Source organism: Streptomyces caatingaensis, from assembly GCF_001187435.1.
Lineage (GTDB): Bacteria > Actinomycetota > Actinomycetes > Streptomycetales > Streptomycetaceae > Streptomyces > Streptomyces caatingaensis.
Genome location: NZ_LFXA01000002.1, coordinates 200516 through 216722 on the forward strand (window position 1 = coordinate 200516; position 16207 = coordinate 216722).

General features: G+C 73.1%; 16 protein-coding genes. 13 read left to right on the top strand and 3 right to left on the bottom strand.

Annotation, left to right across the window (positions count from 1 at the left end; translation table 11 throughout):
• The first annotated feature begins 177 nt into the window (after positions 1-177).
• Positions 178-588, top strand: coding sequence for a hypothetical protein (locus AC230_RS34600; RefSeq protein WP_157868478.1), 411 nt, complete (start codon positions 178-180; stop codon positions 586-588).
• A gap of 265 nt (positions 589-853) precedes the next feature.
• On the opposite strand, the gene AC230_RS30190 is transcribed toward AC230_RS34600, so the two are convergent.
• On the bottom strand, positions 854-1786 hold the full coding sequence (locus tag AC230_RS30190) for a helix-turn-helix domain-containing protein (RefSeq protein WP_053160938.1): 933 nt from the start codon (positions 1784-1786) through the stop codon (positions 854-856).
• Positions 1787-2033: 247 nt separating this feature from the next.
• On the opposite strand from AC230_RS30190, the gene AC230_RS01655 reads away from it, so the two are divergent.
• Positions 2034-3176 carry a methyltransferase gene (locus AC230_RS01655; RefSeq protein WP_049714115.1) on the top strand — a complete coding sequence of 381 codons (1143 nt, stop codon included), beginning with the start codon at positions 2034-2036 and terminating at the stop codon, positions 3174-3176.
• Positions 3177-3370: 194 nt separating this feature from the next.
• Here the strand turns inward: AC230_RS01655 and AC230_RS01660 are convergent, their stop codons facing one another.
• Positions 3371-4024 (bottom strand): TetR/AcrR family transcriptional regulator, encoded by a 654-nt coding sequence (locus AC230_RS01660; protein ID WP_049714116.1) that lies wholly within the window; start codon positions 4022-4024, stop codon positions 3371-3373.
• Between the two features lie 127 nt (positions 4025-4151).
• Here AC230_RS01660 and AC230_RS01665 point away from each other — a divergent pair, with 127 nt between their 5' ends.
• Positions 4152-5771, top strand: coding sequence for an MFS transporter (locus AC230_RS01665; RefSeq protein ID WP_049714117.1), 1620 nt, complete (start codon positions 4152-4154; stop codon positions 5769-5771).
• 144 nt (positions 5772-5915) lie between these two features.
• On the opposite strand, the gene AC230_RS01670 is transcribed toward AC230_RS01665, so the two are convergent.
• Entirely contained in the window at positions 5916-6728 is an 813-nt protein-coding gene (locus AC230_RS01670) for a class I SAM-dependent methyltransferase (protein WP_049714118.1), read from the bottom strand.
• Positions 6729-7396: 668 nt separating this feature from the next.
• On the opposite strand from AC230_RS01670, the gene AC230_RS01675 reads away from it, so the two are divergent.
• The 10 genes from AC230_RS01675 to AC230_RS01725 all read left to right on the top strand — a co-directional run bounded on the left by AC230_RS01675 (position 7397) and on the right by AC230_RS01725 (position 15869).
• Entirely contained in the window at positions 7397-9034 is a 1638-nt protein-coding gene (locus tag AC230_RS01675; protein ID WP_049714119.1) for an FAD-dependent oxidoreductase, read from the top strand.
• A 44-nt stretch (positions 9035-9078) separates the two neighbouring features.
• Positions 9079-9417, top strand: coding sequence for an antibiotic biosynthesis monooxygenase family protein (locus AC230_RS01680; RefSeq protein WP_049714120.1), 339 nt, complete (start codon positions 9079-9081; stop codon positions 9415-9417).
• Between the two features lie 2 nt (positions 9418-9419).
• A complete protein-coding gene (locus AC230_RS01685) occupies positions 9420-9743 on the top strand; it encodes a TcmI family type II polyketide cyclase (protein WP_049714121.1) in 324 nt (107 codons plus the stop codon).
• A gap of 9 nt (positions 9744-9752) precedes the next feature.
• Entirely contained in the window at positions 9753-10169 is a 417-nt protein-coding gene (locus tag AC230_RS01690; protein ID WP_049714122.1) for a cupin domain-containing protein, read from the top strand.
• Position 10170: 1 nt separating this feature from the next.
• Positions 10171-11448 carry a beta-ketoacyl-[acyl-carrier-protein] synthase family protein gene (locus tag AC230_RS01695; protein WP_049714123.1) on the top strand — a complete coding sequence of 426 codons (1278 nt, stop codon included), beginning with the start codon at positions 10171-10173 and terminating at the stop codon, positions 11446-11448.
• Positions 11448-12680 carry a ketosynthase chain-length factor gene (locus tag AC230_RS01700; RefSeq protein WP_049714124.1) on the top strand — a complete coding sequence of 411 codons (1233 nt, stop codon included), beginning with the start codon at positions 11448-11450 and terminating at the stop codon, positions 12678-12680. The genes AC230_RS01695 and AC230_RS01700 overlap by 1 nt, the downstream gene beginning before the upstream one ends.
• A gap of 52 nt (positions 12681-12732) precedes the next feature.
• The gene (locus tag AC230_RS01705) at positions 12733-13026 is read left to right on the top strand and encodes an acyl carrier protein (protein ID WP_049714125.1); all 294 of its coding nucleotides are present in this window, start codon (positions 12733-12735) and stop codon (positions 13024-13026) included.
• A 28-nt stretch (positions 13027-13054) separates the two neighbouring features.
• The gene (locus tag AC230_RS34450) at positions 13055-14521 is read left to right on the top strand and encodes a methyltransferase (RefSeq protein WP_338399775.1); all 1467 of its coding nucleotides are present in this window, start codon (positions 13055-13057) and stop codon (positions 14519-14521) included.
• Between the two features lie 116 nt (positions 14522-14637).
• On the top strand, positions 14638-15672 hold the full coding sequence (locus AC230_RS01720) for a methyltransferase (RefSeq protein WP_049714126.1): 1035 nt from the start codon (positions 14638-14640) through the stop codon (positions 15670-15672).
• A complete protein-coding gene (locus tag AC230_RS01725) occupies positions 15669-15869 on the top strand; it encodes a DUF6059 family protein (RefSeq protein ID WP_049714127.1) in 201 nt (66 codons plus the stop codon). Before AC230_RS01720 ends, AC230_RS01725 begins: the two co-directional genes overlap by 4 nt.
• Positions 15870-16207: the final 338 nt, after the last annotated feature.

Genomic DNA, 16207 nt, shown 5'->3' on the forward strand with positions numbered 1-16207 from the left:
TGGTAGTAGTGCGGCGGGAGCGATTCGGCGAGCGCGTGGGCCTTCTCCCACCAGCCCCACGCCGTACCGGACTCGCCGCGCCGCCGTGTACGCGGCCTCGAACTGCAGGGCCCCGACGACGGCCCGGACGTCGTCGCCCGCGTCGGGCACCAGCGGTTCCAGAAAGGCGAGCGTGCCGTGGTCGACGGAGTCGGCGGCGTCGAAGTGGGCGTGGCCGGAGTCGCGGTGGGCCTGCACCGTCAGCCAGGCGGCGACGCCGATGGCGTGCGGGTCCTCGGACTCCTGCGCGGCGACCATCCCGCGGTCCGCGACCCGCCACAGCAGGGCGGGGCCGGGCTGGTAGGCCGCGAAGAACTGGGCCAGGGAGTAGACCTCGGACAGGAGCCCCTCCAGTCTCCGCCGGTCCGCCGCCGACCCGGCCCGCCGCACGGCGAGTCGGGCGTCCCGGATGAGGCCGGGCAGCAGCCCGCCGAGGACGTCGCGGTGGCGCGCGGCCGAATGCCGGGCGGCCCACGCCCGGTCGAGGCGACCCCGCAGCTCCTCCGCCGACGGCGCCTCGCCGTCCCCCGCGACCGGATAGGCGTTTGACGGCCTCCTGCACCGCCGGGAGCAGAACGGCCGCCGCCGCGCGGTCGGCGTTCCAAAGGCCAACGGGGTTGGCCCTCCGCCGGGTTGGGCCCGCCCGTTCAGCCCGCCGGGCACGTCCGCCCGTACGGCAGCCCCGGCGCACAGCGCCGCCGGTCCTCCCGGGACAGGGGCCGGAGCCGGCCGGCGCGCAGGTGGAGCGGCGGGGGCCGGGGGCGATGGCCGGGAGGGCGGCGGGAGGGAGCCGGGGTGGTGTCGGGCGGTCTCGTCACCGGCCGCTCCGCTCCTCGCCGTCACCCTCGTCGATGCGTCGCAGGAGCGGCTTGTGGGTCATGAGGGGGTTGCCGGTGAGGAGGCCGCTCCAGTCGGTCAGGAGGGCGGGGAGCTGGGTGGGGGTGATGCCGGCGAGCATGCGGAAGTCGCGGTTGAGGTGCGGCTGGTCGGTGAAGCCGCAGGCCGCGGCGGCGTCGGCCCAGGAGGGGCGGAGCAGGGTGTCGCTCATGAAGGAGAGGGTCTTCTGGAGGCGGGCTATGCGGCCCACCGTCTTCGGCGACAAGCCGATCTCGCGGCCGAAGCGGGCGTTCAAGTGCTGGCGGGACCAGCCGACTTCGTCCGCGAGCGTGCCGATCCGCACGTCGCCCGAGAGGGCGATGAGGCGCTGCCAGGCGCGCAGGACGGGTGCGGGCAGCGGCGGTCCCGCGCCGATCCGGGAGATCAGGTAGCTGTCCATGAGGCGGAAGCGGGCGGGCCAGTCGGGCGCCTCGGCGAGGCGGTCGGCGAGGCGCCGGGCGCCGATGCCCCACAGCTCGTCGAGGCCGAAGGCCGTGTTCGTGAGGTCGTGGAGCGGCATGCCGAACAGGGCGCGGGCACCGGGCGGGGTCAGCTGCACGGTCATGCCGAACGCCCGGCCCGTCTGCTCGACGATCATCGGCCGGTCGGACAGCCCGGCGACGAGGGAGGAGGTCGGCAGCCCGGCGGGCGGGTACGGGCCGGTGGCCGTCCGCCGGGCCGGCGACTCGAAGTCGATCGTGAGGCCGACGGACGCCTGGGCCATCACGCGCCGCCGGAGCGGACGGGCGAGCGTCCAGTCCTCGCCCGTGTACATGAGGACGAGGCCGGCGAGGCGCGGATGGGGCGCGCTGTAGGCGATTTCGGCGGGCTCGGAGGCCCGCAGGTGGAGGAGGGTCGCCCGCTGTGTCACACCGCTCCCCTCGGAGGTACCGGTTTCACCGATCCTACATTTTTCCAATCCCCGCCCGACCGCGCGCGGTTAACGTCGTCCCGACCCGTCGCCGTACCGGTGGCCGGGACGCGGGCGGCGTCCGGCGTCCGGCGGCGCGGGCCAGTGGGGTCACGTCGTGGACCGCCTCTACGGGGGTGAGGTGGTCCACGCCGCCCGCCGGCCGCCCGTGAGGAGGGGGCACGGGCGGCCCTGGGATGATGAGGCGGTGAGTACAGAACAGACCGTGCGATGGCGTGACGATTCGGGAGAGGAGCGCCGGGCCCGCTGGCGATCGGAGAACGGCGCGCCGCCGCCGGAGCGCGTGGTGGTCGCCGACGACCGCATGAACGCCGACACGGCGTTCCGCCTCGCCTGCGAGGGAACGTCCCTGCTGTGGAACGGCGACTTCCACAACGCGCGTCAGCTGCTCGCGGCCATGGCACGGCGCGTCGACCGGAAGCCGCCCAGGCCGGGCGCCACCCCGACGGAGACCTTCCACCGGTACCGGCAGGCGCAGTCGCGGCGCACCCGGATCCTGGGCATGCTGCTGGTGCCCTTCGAGCCGGGGCACGTCGTGCCGCTGCGCCGCGCGCCGGACGTCCGGGCGGCGTGCGAGCAGGCCTACGGCCCGGCGACGGAGCCGTACGTGGTGTCGCTGCGGGAGCTGCAGGGCGTCATCGGCGCCGGCGAGTGGCGCCGCAAGGGGCTGTACGTGCCCGCCCTGGGGGAGTCGATCACGCCGCACTACGGGGTGTTCTCGCCGGTGCGGGGCGAGTACGTCGACCTGGTGGCGCAGGCGCCGCTGCCGCCCGGCGACCGGGCGTTCGACATCGGTACGGGTACGGGTGTGCTCGCCGCGGTGCTGGCGCGCCGCGGTGTCCCGCGGGTGGTGGCGACCGACCAGGACCCGCGGGCCATCGCCTGCGCGCGGGAGAACCTCGGCCGGCTCGGGCTCTCCGGTGCCGTCACCGTCGAGGAGACGGATCTGTTCCCGGAGGGGCGGGCCTCCCTGGTGGTGTGCAACCCGCCGTGGCTGCCGGGCCGTCCGCGGACGTCGCTGGAGTACGCGGTGTACGACCCGGGCAGCCGCATGCTGCGGGAGTTCGTCGGCGGACTGTCCCGGCACCTCGAACCCGGCGGCGAGGGCTGGCTGATCATCTCCGACCTGGCCGAACGGCTGGGGCTGCGCGGCCGGGACGAGCTGCCGGAGCTGTTCGAGGAGGCCGGGCTGAGCGTCGCCGGGCGCCTGGACACGCGGCCGCGGCACTCCCGCCCCCAGGACCGCAGCGATCCGCTGTACGCCGAGCGCGCCGCCGAGGTGACCTCGCTGTGGCGGCTGACGGCGGGCGGTGACGCCCGGGCGGAGTGAACCGGGGGCCCGGCCGTGATGGCGGGGCCCTGCCCAAGCCGGGCCCCGCCCGCCGGGCCCCGCCCCCGCCGGGCCCCGCCCCCGCCGGGCCCCGCCCGAGCCGGGCCCCGCCCGCCGGGCCCCGCCCCCGCCGGGCCCCGCCCCCGCCGGGCCCCGCCCCCGCCGGGCCCCGCCCGAGCCGCCGTCGGCCGGCGTCAGTTCGCCGGGCGGCGCCAGTCGCCGAACAGCTCCGGTCCCAGACCGTCGAGAGCCGCCTCGAAGGCGGACGCCAGCGTTCCCAGGTCCGCCTCGGCCCGCTGGTACCAGGCGCGGCTCATGACGCGGCCGACCGCCTTGAACACCGCGACTATCAGTTGCGGTCGGGAATCTTCCGGATCGAGCCCCTCGCGGTCGGCGATGATCCGCGCGAGGCGCTCCTCCGTCTCCTCGCTGCGCCGCAGGTACTCGGCCAGCAGCCCCGGCGTCCGCTCCACCAGCCGCATCATCGCCAGGTGCAGGCCGCCGTCCATGCCGTCCAGCCGGTCCTCGCGCACCTGCTCCAGCACCGCCCGGAAGGCGCCGGTCATGGCCTGGAGGGGGTTCTCGCGCGCGGGCCGCGCCTCCAGCGCGGCCAGGAACGCCATGTCGATGCTGCTGATCGGGGTGAGGGCGACCTCCTCCTTGCTCGCGAAGTGCCGGAAGAAGGTCCGGGGATGGACCTCGACGGCCGCGGTGATCTGGTCGACGGTCGTCTCCTCATAGCCCTGATCCAGAAACAACTGCAAAGCGGAGCGAATCATTTCGTCGCGGGTGCGGCGCAATTTGCGCTCACGGAGACCGGTGTTGAGCCCGGGGTGCGAAGTGTCCACCGGGCAACCCTAACTCGCGCCAGTGACTGGCGCCTGACATCGATTGCCAAGTGCCAGTCACTGCTGTAGCTTCCTCGCGCATCCACTCGACACGGGCACGCGCCCGGACCTTCCAGAGGAACCCCTCATGAACTCACCTGCACACGACGAACCGTTAGCGGCGGCGCGCCCCCGCGAGGCGGGGCTCCGCGGGCGCCCCTGGCCGACGCTCCTGGCGGTCGCCGTGGGCGTCATGATGGTGGCCCTGGACAGCACGATCGTCGCCATGGCCAACCCCGCGATCCAGCAGGACCTCGGCGCCTCGCTGGCCGACGTCCAATGGATCACCAACGGCTATCTCCTGGCGCTGGCCGTGTCGTTGATCACCGCCGGGAAGCTGGGCGACCGGTTCGGGCACCGGCAGACCTTCCTGGTCGGCGTCGCCGGGTTCGCCGCGACCTCCGCGGCCATCGGGCTCTCCGGCAGCGTGGCGGCGATCGTCGTCTTCCGCGTCCTCCAGGGGCTGTTCGGCGCGCTGATGCAGCCGTCGGCGCTGGGCCTGCTGCGGGTGACCTTCCCGCCCGAGCGGCTCAACATGGCGATCGGCATCTGGAGCGGGGTGGTCGGCGCCGCGACCGCCGCCGGCCCGATCATCGGCGGCCTCCTGGTGCAGCACGTCAGCTGGGAGGCGGTATTCATGATCAATGTGCCCGTCGGGGCCGCCGCGCTCGCCGTGGGCGTGGTGATCCTCAAGGACACCCGGGCGGACAAGGCGCCCGAATCCTTCGACGTGCCGGGCATCGCGCTGCTGTCCGCGGCGATGTTCTGCCTGGTCTGGGGGCTCATCAAGGCTCCGGCCTGGGGCTGGGGCGACCTTCGGACGCTGGGCTTCCTGCTTGCCGCGGTGGTGGCCTTCGCCGGCTTCGCGCTGCGGGAGGGCCGGGCGGGCGAGCCCCTCGTCCCGCTGTCGATGTTCCATTCCACGGCGCTCTCCGCCGGCACGGTCCTCATGGTGCTGATGTCGTTCTCGTTCATCGGCGGGCTCTTCTTCGTCACCTTCTATCTCCAGAACGTGCACGGCATGAGCCCGGTCTCCAGCGGGGTGCACCTGCTGCCGCTCACCGGCATGATGATCGTGGGCGCCCCGGTCTCGGGCGCGGTGATCAGCCGCTTCGGCCCGCGGCCCCCGCTGGTGGCGGGCATGCTGCTGACGGCGGCCGCGCTGTGGGGGATGTCGACGCTGGAGGCCGGCACGGGCATGGGCGTCGCGTCGTGCTGGTTCGTGCTCCTCGGGCTCGGGCTCGCTCCGGTGATGGTGGGCACGACCGACGTCATCGTCAGCAACGCGCCCGCCGAACTCGCCGGTGTGGCGGGCGGGTTGCAGCAGTCGGCCATGCAGGTCGGCGGCAGCCTCGGCACCGCCGTCCTCGGTGTGCTGATGGCGTCGCGGGTGAAGGACGTACTGCCCGGCGAGTGGTCCGGGGCCGGCCTGCCGCCGCTCGCCGCCGACCGGGCCGGCGCGGTGGAGGACGCGGCGAAGGTGGGGGTGGCCCCCTCGCTGCCCGGGCTGCCGCGCGGCGCCGTCGCGGAGGCCGTCCACGCGTCGTTCATCTCCGGCATGGGGCTGGCGTTCGTCGTCGGTGCCGTCGTCGCGGTGGCCGGGGCCGGGTTCGCGCTGTTCACCCGCAAGGGGCAGGGCGGCGAACCCCCGGCGGCCGCCGGCCGCGCCGAGGCCGCGGAGGCCGCGGCCCCCGCCGGGCAGGGCTGATCCCTCCCCCCCCGCCAGGGGTGTCGCGTCCGGTGAACTCACCGGCGCGGCACCCCTGTTCGGCGTGCGCGCCGAACGGCACGGGCTCCGCGGGGTGCGGAACCCGGAGGGGCGGGGGCCGGACGCCCGGCCCCAGGGCGCCGGTCAGAACGTGTAGCGCAGCAGACGGTAGGAGTCGCGGACGGGAGGGATGCGGCGCATGGCGGCGCCGATCGCGCGGTCCACCGGCCCGGCGTCGGCGACCTGGGGCGCGGCGATCAGCGACCACTGCTCGCGGTGGCGCAGCCCGGGAACGCGCATCTCCAGGCTGCGCGGGTCGCCCACCCCCCAGCCGAAGGTGGCGCCCGTCGCCCGCAGCAGCTGGGAGAACCGGGCGCAGCGGACGGCCAGGGGGACGACGGCGTCGAAGGCCATCATGCCCGCCGGGAAGTGCCGGGTGATCCGCCGGAGCATGGCCTCGCCGCCGGCCTCGGGGAGGTACGGGGTCAGGCCCTCGGCGAGGACGAGGACGTCGCGGCCGGTGGGCAGGTCGGCCAGCCAGCCCTCGTCGGTGACCGAGGAGCCGATCATCCGGTATCCGTCCTTGTCCGGATACAACTTGCCGCGCAGCTCGACGACTTCGGGCATATCGACGTCGATCCACAGTACGCCGGGCGGGACGTCAAGGCGGAAGGCGCGGCTGTCGAGCCCGCAGCCCAGGTGCAGGACGACGGCGTCCGGATGGCCGGCCAGGTAGGCGGAGGCCCATTCGTCGAGCTTCTTGGCCCGGAACGTCACGATCCGCTCGTCCTTGGCCCCGGTCCTGATGCGCCCGAAGTCGTACTCGATGCGCCGCAGCAGGGCTTCGGCGGTGGAATCCCCCAGCACCGGCCGGGGTCTTCGGTTGTCCAGGGCCCGTGCCTGCAGCGTGGCCAGGAGAGTCTCCTGTGCCCCCGTCAGCTGAATCGTTTCAACCATGGGACGAGAGCTTCCGAGTCGGAGGCGGTGACGTCAAGCCACGCCAACTCGCCTGCCCGGGTGTCGGATTTCGGCCACGCACAGCGCGTCGAAAAGGTGCGTAAGCGAGCATCCCCCGTCATTCGACGGCCGGTTGGTGACGACAATGGCCGGAACGATGCGGTCTTGAAGGTGGCTCGTCTGGGCCCCCGCCGCCGGCCCGGGGCGGCGGGCCGGACGGAGGAGCCGCCTCCAGGACGTCCCTTTTCCTCACCCTTGGACGGCATGCTGCGGACAACTTCGGGCCAGGAGGTTTAGCGCGCCGGACAATGGGCCATGCTGGTCTGTTCGGCCAGGCCCCGTGAGCCGCCCCAACAGCCCTGACCAGCAGTTCTTTTCAAAAATTCGGCAAGCTCCCGGGGGGTTGACGGGGCGGCCCCGGAGTGATCATCTTTGGTGGCCGAGTTCCGACGGGTCGATGGGCCGCCCGAACCCCTGGGGAGAGGGCACCCCCGGGCCCGTCCGTCGGGTCGGCGGCTCGTCGGCCCCCGCCGCGCACGGCGGGGCCCCTCTTCCGGCCCAGCGCCATTCCTCCGTCCGTGACCAGCCCGAACGCCTCTGCCGACGGTCATCGGCCAGGCGTAGCCGGCCCCTCACGCCTCCATCACCCCTCACTCCGGGAGCAGACCTTGACTGTTGAAGACGTCCAAGAAGTACCGGTCCTGATCGTGGGCGGCGGCCTCACCGGCCTGTCCGCAGCGATGTTTCTCAGCCAGCACGGCATCGACTGTCGTCTGGTCGAGCGGCACAAGGGCACGACGATCCTGACCCGCGCGTCCGGCATCAGCTCCCGCACCATGGAGCTCCTGCGCGACGTCGGCCTGGAGCAGACCATTGTCGAGCGCGGGCCCAAGCTCATCGAGGGCGCCCGCTGGCGCGAACTCGGCCAGCCGGCCAACCAGATCCCCTGGGTGGTGATCCGCTCCAACGGCCTCGGCGACCTGGAGAACGCCGTCGTCGTCGAGGAGCCGTCCCTCGACGTCGGCCACCTCAGCCCCACCAAGCCCTACTGGTGCGGCCAGGACCGCCTGGAACCCATCCTGCGCGACGAGGCCGTCCGGCGCGGGGCACACATCACCTTCAACACCGTGATGGACTCCTTCTCGGCCGACGAGAACGGGGTCACGGCCACCGTCACCGACCGCGGGACCGGCCGGACCAGCACGGTCCGGGCGCAGTACCTCATCGCCGCGGACGGCGTGCGCAGCCCGGTCCGCGAGAGCCTCGGGATCACCCGCCAGGGCCACGGCACCGTCGGCTGCGCCATGAGCGTCCTGTTCAAGGCGGACCTCAAGGAGACCGTCCGCGGCCGCCGCTTCGTCATCTGCTACCTGCCCAACCCCGACGAGCCCGGCGTCCTCCAGATGCCCGACGTCCCGGCCGTGCTCCAGCTCTTCGACGAGGAGCGCTGGATCTTCGGGTTCTTCTACGACCCGCGCGAGACCCGCGCCGAGGAGTTCACCGAGGAGCGCTGCGCGCAGATCATCCGCACCGCCACCGGCATCCCGGACCTGGAGATCGAGGTCCAGATGGCCCGGCCCTGGGAGATGTCGCACAACAACGCCGACGCCTACCGCAGCGGCCGCGTCTTCCTCGCCGGCGACGCCGCCCACGTCCACCCGCCGGCCGGCGCCTTCGGCGCCAACGGCGGCATCCAGGACGCCCACAACCTCGCCTGGAAGCTGGCCGCCGTGCTCCGCGGCGAGGCGGGCGAGGCGCTGCTCGACACCTACGAGCAGGAGCGGCGCCCGATCGGCGCCGCCGTGGCCGACCAGGCGTGGATCCGCCACACCTGGCGCCTGAACGACTCGGAGGAGCTGCGCCGCGCCCTGCGGGAGGCGACGCTGGTGTCGACGGGCTACCGCTACACCTCCGACGCCGTCCTCGGCCCGGGCTATCCGGAGCCCATCCCCACGGAGCACGACCTCACCGGCCGGCCCGGCGCCCGGGTGCCCCACGTCTGGCTGGAGCGCGACGGCGGGCGGGTCTCGACGGTCGACCTCAGCGACACCACGTTCGTCCTGCTCACGGGCCCCGACGGGGACGAGTGGGCGGCCGCGGCCGAGAAGGTCACGGCGGCCACCGGCATCCCGCTGAGCTGCCACGTCCTCGCGGACGGCGACTTCACCGCTGTCACCGGACTGTCCCGGGACGGCGCCCTCCTCGTCCGGCCCGACGACTTCGTCGCCTGGCGGGCGGACAGCGCGCCGGAGGACGCGCACGGCGCCCTCCAGGACGCGCTGGACCGGATCCTCGCCCGCCCCTGAGCGGCCGGCACCGCTCACGCACGAACCCCGAAAGGGATCACCCCATGGTTTCCATCTCCCCGGACGGCGAACTCTTCACGCTCGTCAACGTGTTCACGGTCGAACCCGAGAACCAGCAGAGGCTCTGCGACCACCTGGCCCAGGTGACCGAGGACCTCATCCGGCACATGCCCGGTTTCGTCTCGGCCAACTTCCACCTCGGTCACGACGGCAGGCACGTCGTCAACTACGCCCAGTGGCGCTCCGAGGCCGACTTCCGCGCCATGCACGCGGATCCGCGGCTCGAGGAGCACTTCGCCTTCTGCCGCTCCGTCTCGCAGCCGCGGCAGATCTCCTGCGACGTGGCCCGCACGTTCCGCGGCGTCGGCGAAGGGGGCAACTGACCGTGGCCTACCGCGCGTTGATGGTCCTGCGCATGGACCCGGAGGACGCCGAGCACGTGGCGGCCGCCTTCGCCGAGCACGACACGTCGTCCCTGCCGCACGAGATCGGTGTGAAGCGCCGGACGCTGTTCCGCTTCCACGACCTGTACATGCACCTCATCGAGGCCGACGACGACATCATGGAGCGCCTCTACCAGGCGCGCAGCAACCCGCTCTTCCAGGAGGTCAACGAGCGCGTGGGGCGGTTCCTCACCCCGTACGCGACCGACTGGCGGGAGCTCAAGGACTCCAAGGCCGAGGTCTTCTACAGCTGGACCGCGGAGTAAGGGGGAGACATGGCAACGGCAGCCAAGGTCGCCCTGGCGGGCGTGACGCCGAGCCGCCGGCAGGGAGGCAGCACGCGGGCGCTGCTGACCCCCGCGTCGGTGGGGGCGACGTCCGGATTCATGGGGCACATGGAACTGGCCCCCGGCGAGACCGTCACGGAGATCTACCACCCGTTCTCGGACAAGTACCTCTACGTGGTGTCCGGTTCGGTGACGGTCACCGTCAACGGCGAGCCGGTCACCGTGGAGCGGGACGAGGCGCTGTTCGTCACGCGCGGCCAGCGGCACCGCTTCGAGAACACCGGCGACGAGGAGGCGCGGATCGTCTTCCAGATCGCCCCGCTCGCGCCGCGGCCGGAACTCGGCCACGTCGACACGGAGCCGGTACCGCACCCGCAGGACGGACCGCCGAAGGTGGGTGGCTGAGATGACGGGATCCGCGCCGAAGAGCGTGGTCGTCACGGGCATCGGGGTGCGCGCCCCGGGCGGCGTCGGCAAGCGCGCCTTCTGGGAGCTGCTCACCGCCGGGCGCACCGCCACCCGGACCATCTCGCTGTTCGACCCGACGCCGTTCCGCTCCCGCATCGCGGGGGAGGTCGACTTCGACCCGGTGGCCGAGGGCTTCTCCGCCGAGCAGATCGCCACGTACGACCGGGCCACCCAGTTCGCCGTCGCCTGCGCCCGCGAGGCCCTCGCGGACAGCGGGCTCGCGGCCGGCGACCTGGACCCCGAGCGGACCGGGGTGAGCATCGGCACCGCCGTCGGCTGCTCCACGAGCCTGGACCGCGAGTACGAGCGGGTCAGCCGGGGCGGTGCGGAGTGGCTCGTGGACCACACCCTCGCGGTGCCGCAGCTCTTCGACTACTTCACCCCCACCTCGATCTCCCGGGAGGTCGCCTGGGAGGTGGGCGCCGAGGGACCGGTCACCGTCGTCTCGACGGGCTGCACCTCGGGGCTCGACGCGGTCGGCTACGGCACCGAGCTCATCCGCGACGGCCGCGCCGACGTGGTCGTGTGCGGCGCCACCGACGCCCCCGTCTCGCCGATCACCGTGGCGTGTTTCGACGCCATCAAGGCGACGTCGGCGAACAACGACGATCCGGCCGGGGCCTCCCGGCCCTTCGACCGCGACCGCGACGGCTTCGTCCTCGCGGAGGGCGCGGCCGTGTTCGTCCTGGAGGAGGCGGCGGCGGCGCGCCGGCGGGGGGCGCACGCGTACGCGGAGATCAGCGGCTTCGCGACCCGGTCGAACGCGTACCACATGACCGGACTGCGGCCGGACGGGCGGGAGATGTCGGAGGCCATCGACGCCGCCATGCGGCAGGCCCGCCGCACGGGCGGCGACCTCCACTACATCAACGCCCACGGCTCGGGCACCCGGCAGAACGACCGCCACGAGACGGCGGCGTTCAAGCGGAGCTTCGGGCAGCGGGCCTACGAGGTGCCGGTCAGCTCCATCAAGTCGATGATCGGCCACTCGCTGGGGGCCATCGGCTCCCTGGAGCTGGCGGCCTCGGCCCTGGCCATCGAGCACGGAGTGATCCCGCCCACCGCCAACTACGCGGAACCCGACCCCGAGTGCGATCTGGACTACGTGCCCAACGTGGCGCGCGAGCGGCGGGTGGACACGGTCCTCAGCGTCGGCAGCGGCTTCGGCGGGTTCCAGAGCGCCGCGGTCCTCACCAAGCCGGCGGAGGTCGCGTGATGAGCACAGCGACGGCGAACGTCGTGACGGGCCTCGGCGTCGTGGCGCCCAACGGCCTCGGCACGGAGGAGTACTGGGCGGCGACGCTGGCCGGCGAGAGCGGCATCGACGTCATCAAGCGGTTCGACCCGCACGGCTACCCGGTGACGGTGGCCGGTGAGGTGCTCGACTTCGACGCCGCCGCCCACCTGCCCAAGCGGCTGCTGCCGCAGACCGACCGCATGACACAGCACGCGCTCGTCGCCGCCGACTGGGCCCTCGCCGACGCGGGGCTCCGGCCGGACGCCACGGACGCGTTCCGCCTCGGCGTGCTGACGGCCAGCGCGTCCGGCGGATTCGAGTTCGGCCAGCGGGAGCTGGAGAAGCTCTGGGGGACCGGGCCCGCCAAGGTCAGCGCCTACCAGTCCTTCGCCTGGTTCTACGCGGTCAACACCGGGCAGATCTCGATCCGCAACGGCATGAAGGGGCACAGCTCCGTCTTCGTCGGCGAACAGGCCGGCGCGCTCGACGCCGCCGCCCACGCGGTGCGCCTGCTCGGCCAGGACACCATCGACGCCGCGCTGACCGGCGGGTTCGAGGCGTCCGTCTGCCCGTGGGGCCTGGTCGCCCAGCTCCCCGGCGGGCTGCTGAGCGAGGTTCCCGAGCCCCACCGCGCCTACCTTCCCTTCGACCGCCGCGCCTGCGGGTACGTCCCCGGCGAGGGCGGCGCGGTCCTGGTCGTCGAGAAGGAGGACACCGCCTCCGCGCGGGGCGCCGGCCGTGTCTACGGACGGATCGCCGGCCACGCCTCGACCTTCGACCCCCGGCCGGGCTCGGGCCGCCCGCCCGGCCTCGCCCGGGCCGTCCGGGGCGCCCTCGACGCGGCCGGGCTCGAACCCGGCGCCATCGACGTGGTGTTCGCCGACGCGGCCGGGGTGCCGGCCCTGGACCGGGCGGAGGCCGAGGCGCTGGCCGAGGTGTTCGGCCCCGGCGGCGTCCCCGTCACCGCGCCCAAGACCATGACCGGCCGCCTCTACGCCGGGGGCGCGGCGCTGGACACCGCGACCGCCCTGCTGTCCATCCGGGACTCCGTCGTCCCGCCCACCGTCGGCACCACCGAGCCCGCCACCGGCCCCGCCCTGGACCTGGTGCTCGGCTCGCCCCGGGAGATGCCGGTCCGCTCCGCGCTGGTGATCGCCCGCGGGGCCGGCGGGTTCAACTCGGCCCTCGTCGTCCAGCGGCACGACGCCTGAGGGCCGGCCGCGCCCGTGACGCAACAACAAGGAAGACCACAGGAGTTGCACGATGTCTGAAATCACCCTCGACCGGCTGGTCACCGTCATCAGGGAATGCGCGGGGGACTCCGACGAGTTCGACCTCGACGGCGACATCCTCGACGTGACGTTCGAGGAGCTCGGCTACGACTCGCTCGCGCTGCTGGAGATCTCCGCGCGCCTCCAGGAGGAGTTCGGGGCCACCGTCTCCGAGACCGAGATGGAGACCCCGCGCATCACCCTCCGGCTCCTCAACGAAGCCGTCCGCTCCGACGCGGACCGCACCGACGCCGACCGCACCGACAGCTCCGAGGTGGCAGCCTGACATGGCAGCGCGTACCGACAATTCCGTAGTGATCGACGCTCCCCTCGACCTCGTGTGGGACATGACGAACGACGTCGAGTCGTGGCCCGAACTCTTCGCCGAGTACGCCGAGACGGAGATCCTCCGCCGGGACGGCGACGGATTCGACTTCCGCCTCAAGACCCGCCCGGACGAGCGGGGGAACGTCTGGGAGTGGGTCTCCCGCCGCACCCCCCGCAAGGAGACCTACACCGTCGACGCCCACCGCATCGACACCGGCCCCTTCCAGTACATGAACCTGCGCTGGACCTACCGGACCACCGGGCAGGGCACCGAGATGCGCTGGGTCCAGGAGTTCGACATGAAGCCCGAAGCGCCCTTCGACAACGAGCGGATGACCGAGCACCTCAACGCGGCGACCCGGGTCAACATGGCCCGCATCAAGGAGGTCGTCGAGCAGCGGCACCGCGAGCAGCGCACGGCCGCCGCCTCCCCGTTCCCCACCGACCTGCACGAGCAGCAGCTGCTGCTCCTGGCCGGCAGCGGCCGGCTCGCCAGGATCGTCCACGCGCTCGTCGAGCTCGGGGTGGCCGACCGGCTCGCCGGCGGCCCGCGGACCGTCGCGGCGCTGGCCGATGAGACCGGCGCGCACGAGCTGTCCCTCTACCGGATCCTGCGCAGCGCCGCCGCGGTCGGGGTCTTCGCGGAGGGCCCGGTGCGGACCTTCTCCCACACCCCGCTCTCGGAGGGCCTGCGGTCCGACAACCCCGACGGCGTCCTGCCGCTGGTGAAGTACAACAACATGGCGCTCACCTGGCAGCCGTACGAGAAGATCCTGCACAGCGTGCGCACCGGGGAGCCCGCCTTCGGGCAGGCCTTCGGGATGCCGTTCTTCGACTACCTGGAGTCGACCCCCGAGGCCGGGGAGTTCTTCGAGCGCTTCATGGCGCACTGGAGCCGCCGCCTCGTCGGCACGGGCCTCGCCGAGAAGGGCATGGAACGGTTCTCCCGGGTGGCCGACCTCGGCGGCGGCGACGGCTGGTTCCTCGCGCAGATGCTCCGGCGCAACCCGCGGGCCACGGGCGTGCTCATGGACCTGCCGCGGGTCACCTCCTCGTCGGGCCCGGTGCTGGCGGAGGCCGGGGTCTCCGACCGCGTCACCGTGGTGCCCGGCGACTTCTTCACGGACCCGATCCCCACCGGGTGCGACGCCTACTTCTTCAAGGGCGTCCTGCACAACTGGTCCGACGACCGGACGCGGGCCGTGCTGCACAAGGTCCGGCGGACGATCGGGGACGGCGACGCCCGCGTCCTGATCTTCGACCAGGTCATGGCCCCGCAGAACGAGTGGGACCACGCCAAGCTCCTCGACATCGACATGCTCGTCCTCTTCGGCGGCCGCGAGCGGACCCTGGCCGAATGGCGGGAGCTGTTCGCCGAGACGGGCTTCGAGCTCGCCAACGAGCCGGGGCTCAGCTGGACCACGCTGGAGCTCCGCCCCGTCGCCGCCGGCTGACCTCCGCCACTGGCCGGCCTTCGCCGCCGGCACCGCCGCGGCCGTCCCGCACACGGACGGGACGGCCGCGGCGGCCCCCACCCACCTCACCCCGCACCGCAGAGAACAGGCAGACGATGACGACGCAGACGACGACAGAGAACCGGACGGACGTCCGGGGGCCCGGCGAGATCCTCCAGCTGACCATGGCCTTCTACGGGTCGCGGGCGCTCATCAGCGCCGTCGAGCTGGACGTCTTCACCCTCCTCGCCGAGAAGCCGATGAACGCCGAGGAGCTGTGCGGCGCCGCCGGCATCCACCCGCGCGGCGCCGCCGACTTCCTCGACGCCCTGGTGTCGCTGGGGCTGCTCGGCCGCGAGGACGGCGTCTACCGCAACAGCCCCGAGGCCGACCGCTACCTGGACCGCCGCAAGCCGGGATACGTCGGCGGCTACGCGCGCCTCGCCGACACCAAGCTCTTCCCCGTCTGGCAGAACCTCACCGAGGCGCTGCGCACCGGGACGAAGCAAGTCCCCTCCCGGGGCAGCTTCTTCGGCGGATACGACGACCCCGAGGCGGCCCGCGGCTTCCTCGGCGCCATGGACGCCGTCAACAGCGGCGTCGCCCGCAGCCTCGCCGAGGTGGTGGACTGGGCGCGGTACGGCTCCTTCGCCGACCTCGGCGGGGCGCGCGGCAACCTGGCGGCGACGCTCCGCCGCGCCCACCCCCATCTGACCGCCACCTGCTTCGACCTGCCGCAGATGGAGCCGTTCTTCCGGGAGCACCTGGACGCGCTCGGCATGGCCGGCCAAGTGGACTTCGCCGCGGGCGACTTCTTCCGCGACGAGCTCCCGCGCACGGACGTCTTCGTGATCGGCCACATCCTCCACTACTTCGACGCCGGACAGCGGCGCGACCTCCTGGCCCGGGTCTTCGAGGCGCTCAACCCCGGGGGAGCGGTGCTCGTCTACGACCGGATGATCGACGACGAGCGCAAGGGCGCCCCGCTCAGCCTGCTGGGCAGCCTCAACATGCTGCTGACCTCGGACGGCGGGCGGGAGTACACCCCGTCCGAGTGCCGGGAGTGGCTGGCCGCGGCCGGCTTCACCGAGGTGGACACCGTGCCGGTGAGCCGGCCCGACACCCTGGCGATCGGCCGCAAGCCTCGATGAGACCGCTGGGCGCGCTGATCTGGCGGGGCCTGGTCGCCCTCGGCCTCTTCTGGGTGGGCCCGCTCCCCGCCGAGACCGCCGACGACCGCCCCCGCCCCGTGCCCCCGCCCCCCGGCCATCCCGAACGCCTCGTCCCGCACGAGCCGTTGACCGAACACGAGCTGCTGCTCTCGCGCGAGCTGGGCTGGACCCGCTGACGGCGGCGGCCCGCGCCACCGCCCCGGCGGGCGGCACGACCGGACGGCGCGGGCCGCCGGCCGGTCGTGCGGTCCCCCGGGGGAAAATGAACAACCTGTCCGGTATTTCCCGCTGTTGAGTGAAGTGTCGGATCGATCGTTTCGGCGGGCCGGGGGGCCGGGGATGCTCACCGTGGAGCAAGTGCCTGGGTGGGGTCCCCGAATTTCCGTACGGGGAAACGTTTTCGTATCTGTGTGCTCTCCCCGTGCGAGTGACACCGGGGGACACGGGGCATGTCGCGAGAGTGCCCAGGGCAAGTCGTGATGTGTCTCAGCCGATGAGCGGATTAGAGGTACTT

Coding starts and splice junctions, on each gene's coding strand:
- AC230_RS01720 (WP_049714126.1), top strand. CDS start 14,638: ATGACGACGCAGACGACGACAGAGAACCGGACGGACGTCCGGGGGCCC.
- AC230_RS01670 (WP_049714118.1), bottom strand. CDS start 6,728: ATGGTTGAAACGATTCAGCTGACGGGGGCACAGGAGACTCTCCTGGCC.
- AC230_RS01680 (WP_049714120.1), top strand. CDS start 9,079: ATGGTTTCCATCTCCCCGGACGGCGAACTCTTCACGCTCGTCAACGTG.
- AC230_RS01690 (WP_049714122.1), top strand. CDS start 9,753: ATGGCAACGGCAGCCAAGGTCGCCCTGGCGGGCGTGACGCCGAGCCGC.
- AC230_RS01725 (WP_049714127.1), top strand. CDS start 15,669: ATGAGACCGCTGGGCGCGCTGATCTGGCGGGGCCTGGTCGCCCTCGGC.
- AC230_RS01665 (WP_049714117.1), top strand. CDS start 4,152: ATGAACTCACCTGCACACGACGAACCGTTAGCGGCGGCGCGCCCCCGC.
- AC230_RS01695 (WP_049714123.1), top strand. CDS start 10,171: ATGACGGGATCCGCGCCGAAGAGCGTGGTCGTCACGGGCATCGGGGTG.
- AC230_RS01705 (WP_049714125.1), top strand. CDS start 12,733: ATGTCTGAAATCACCCTCGACCGGCTGGTCACCGTCATCAGGGAATGC.
- AC230_RS01700 (WP_049714124.1), top strand. CDS start 11,448: ATGAGCACAGCGACGGCGAACGTCGTGACGGGCCTCGGCGTCGTGGCG.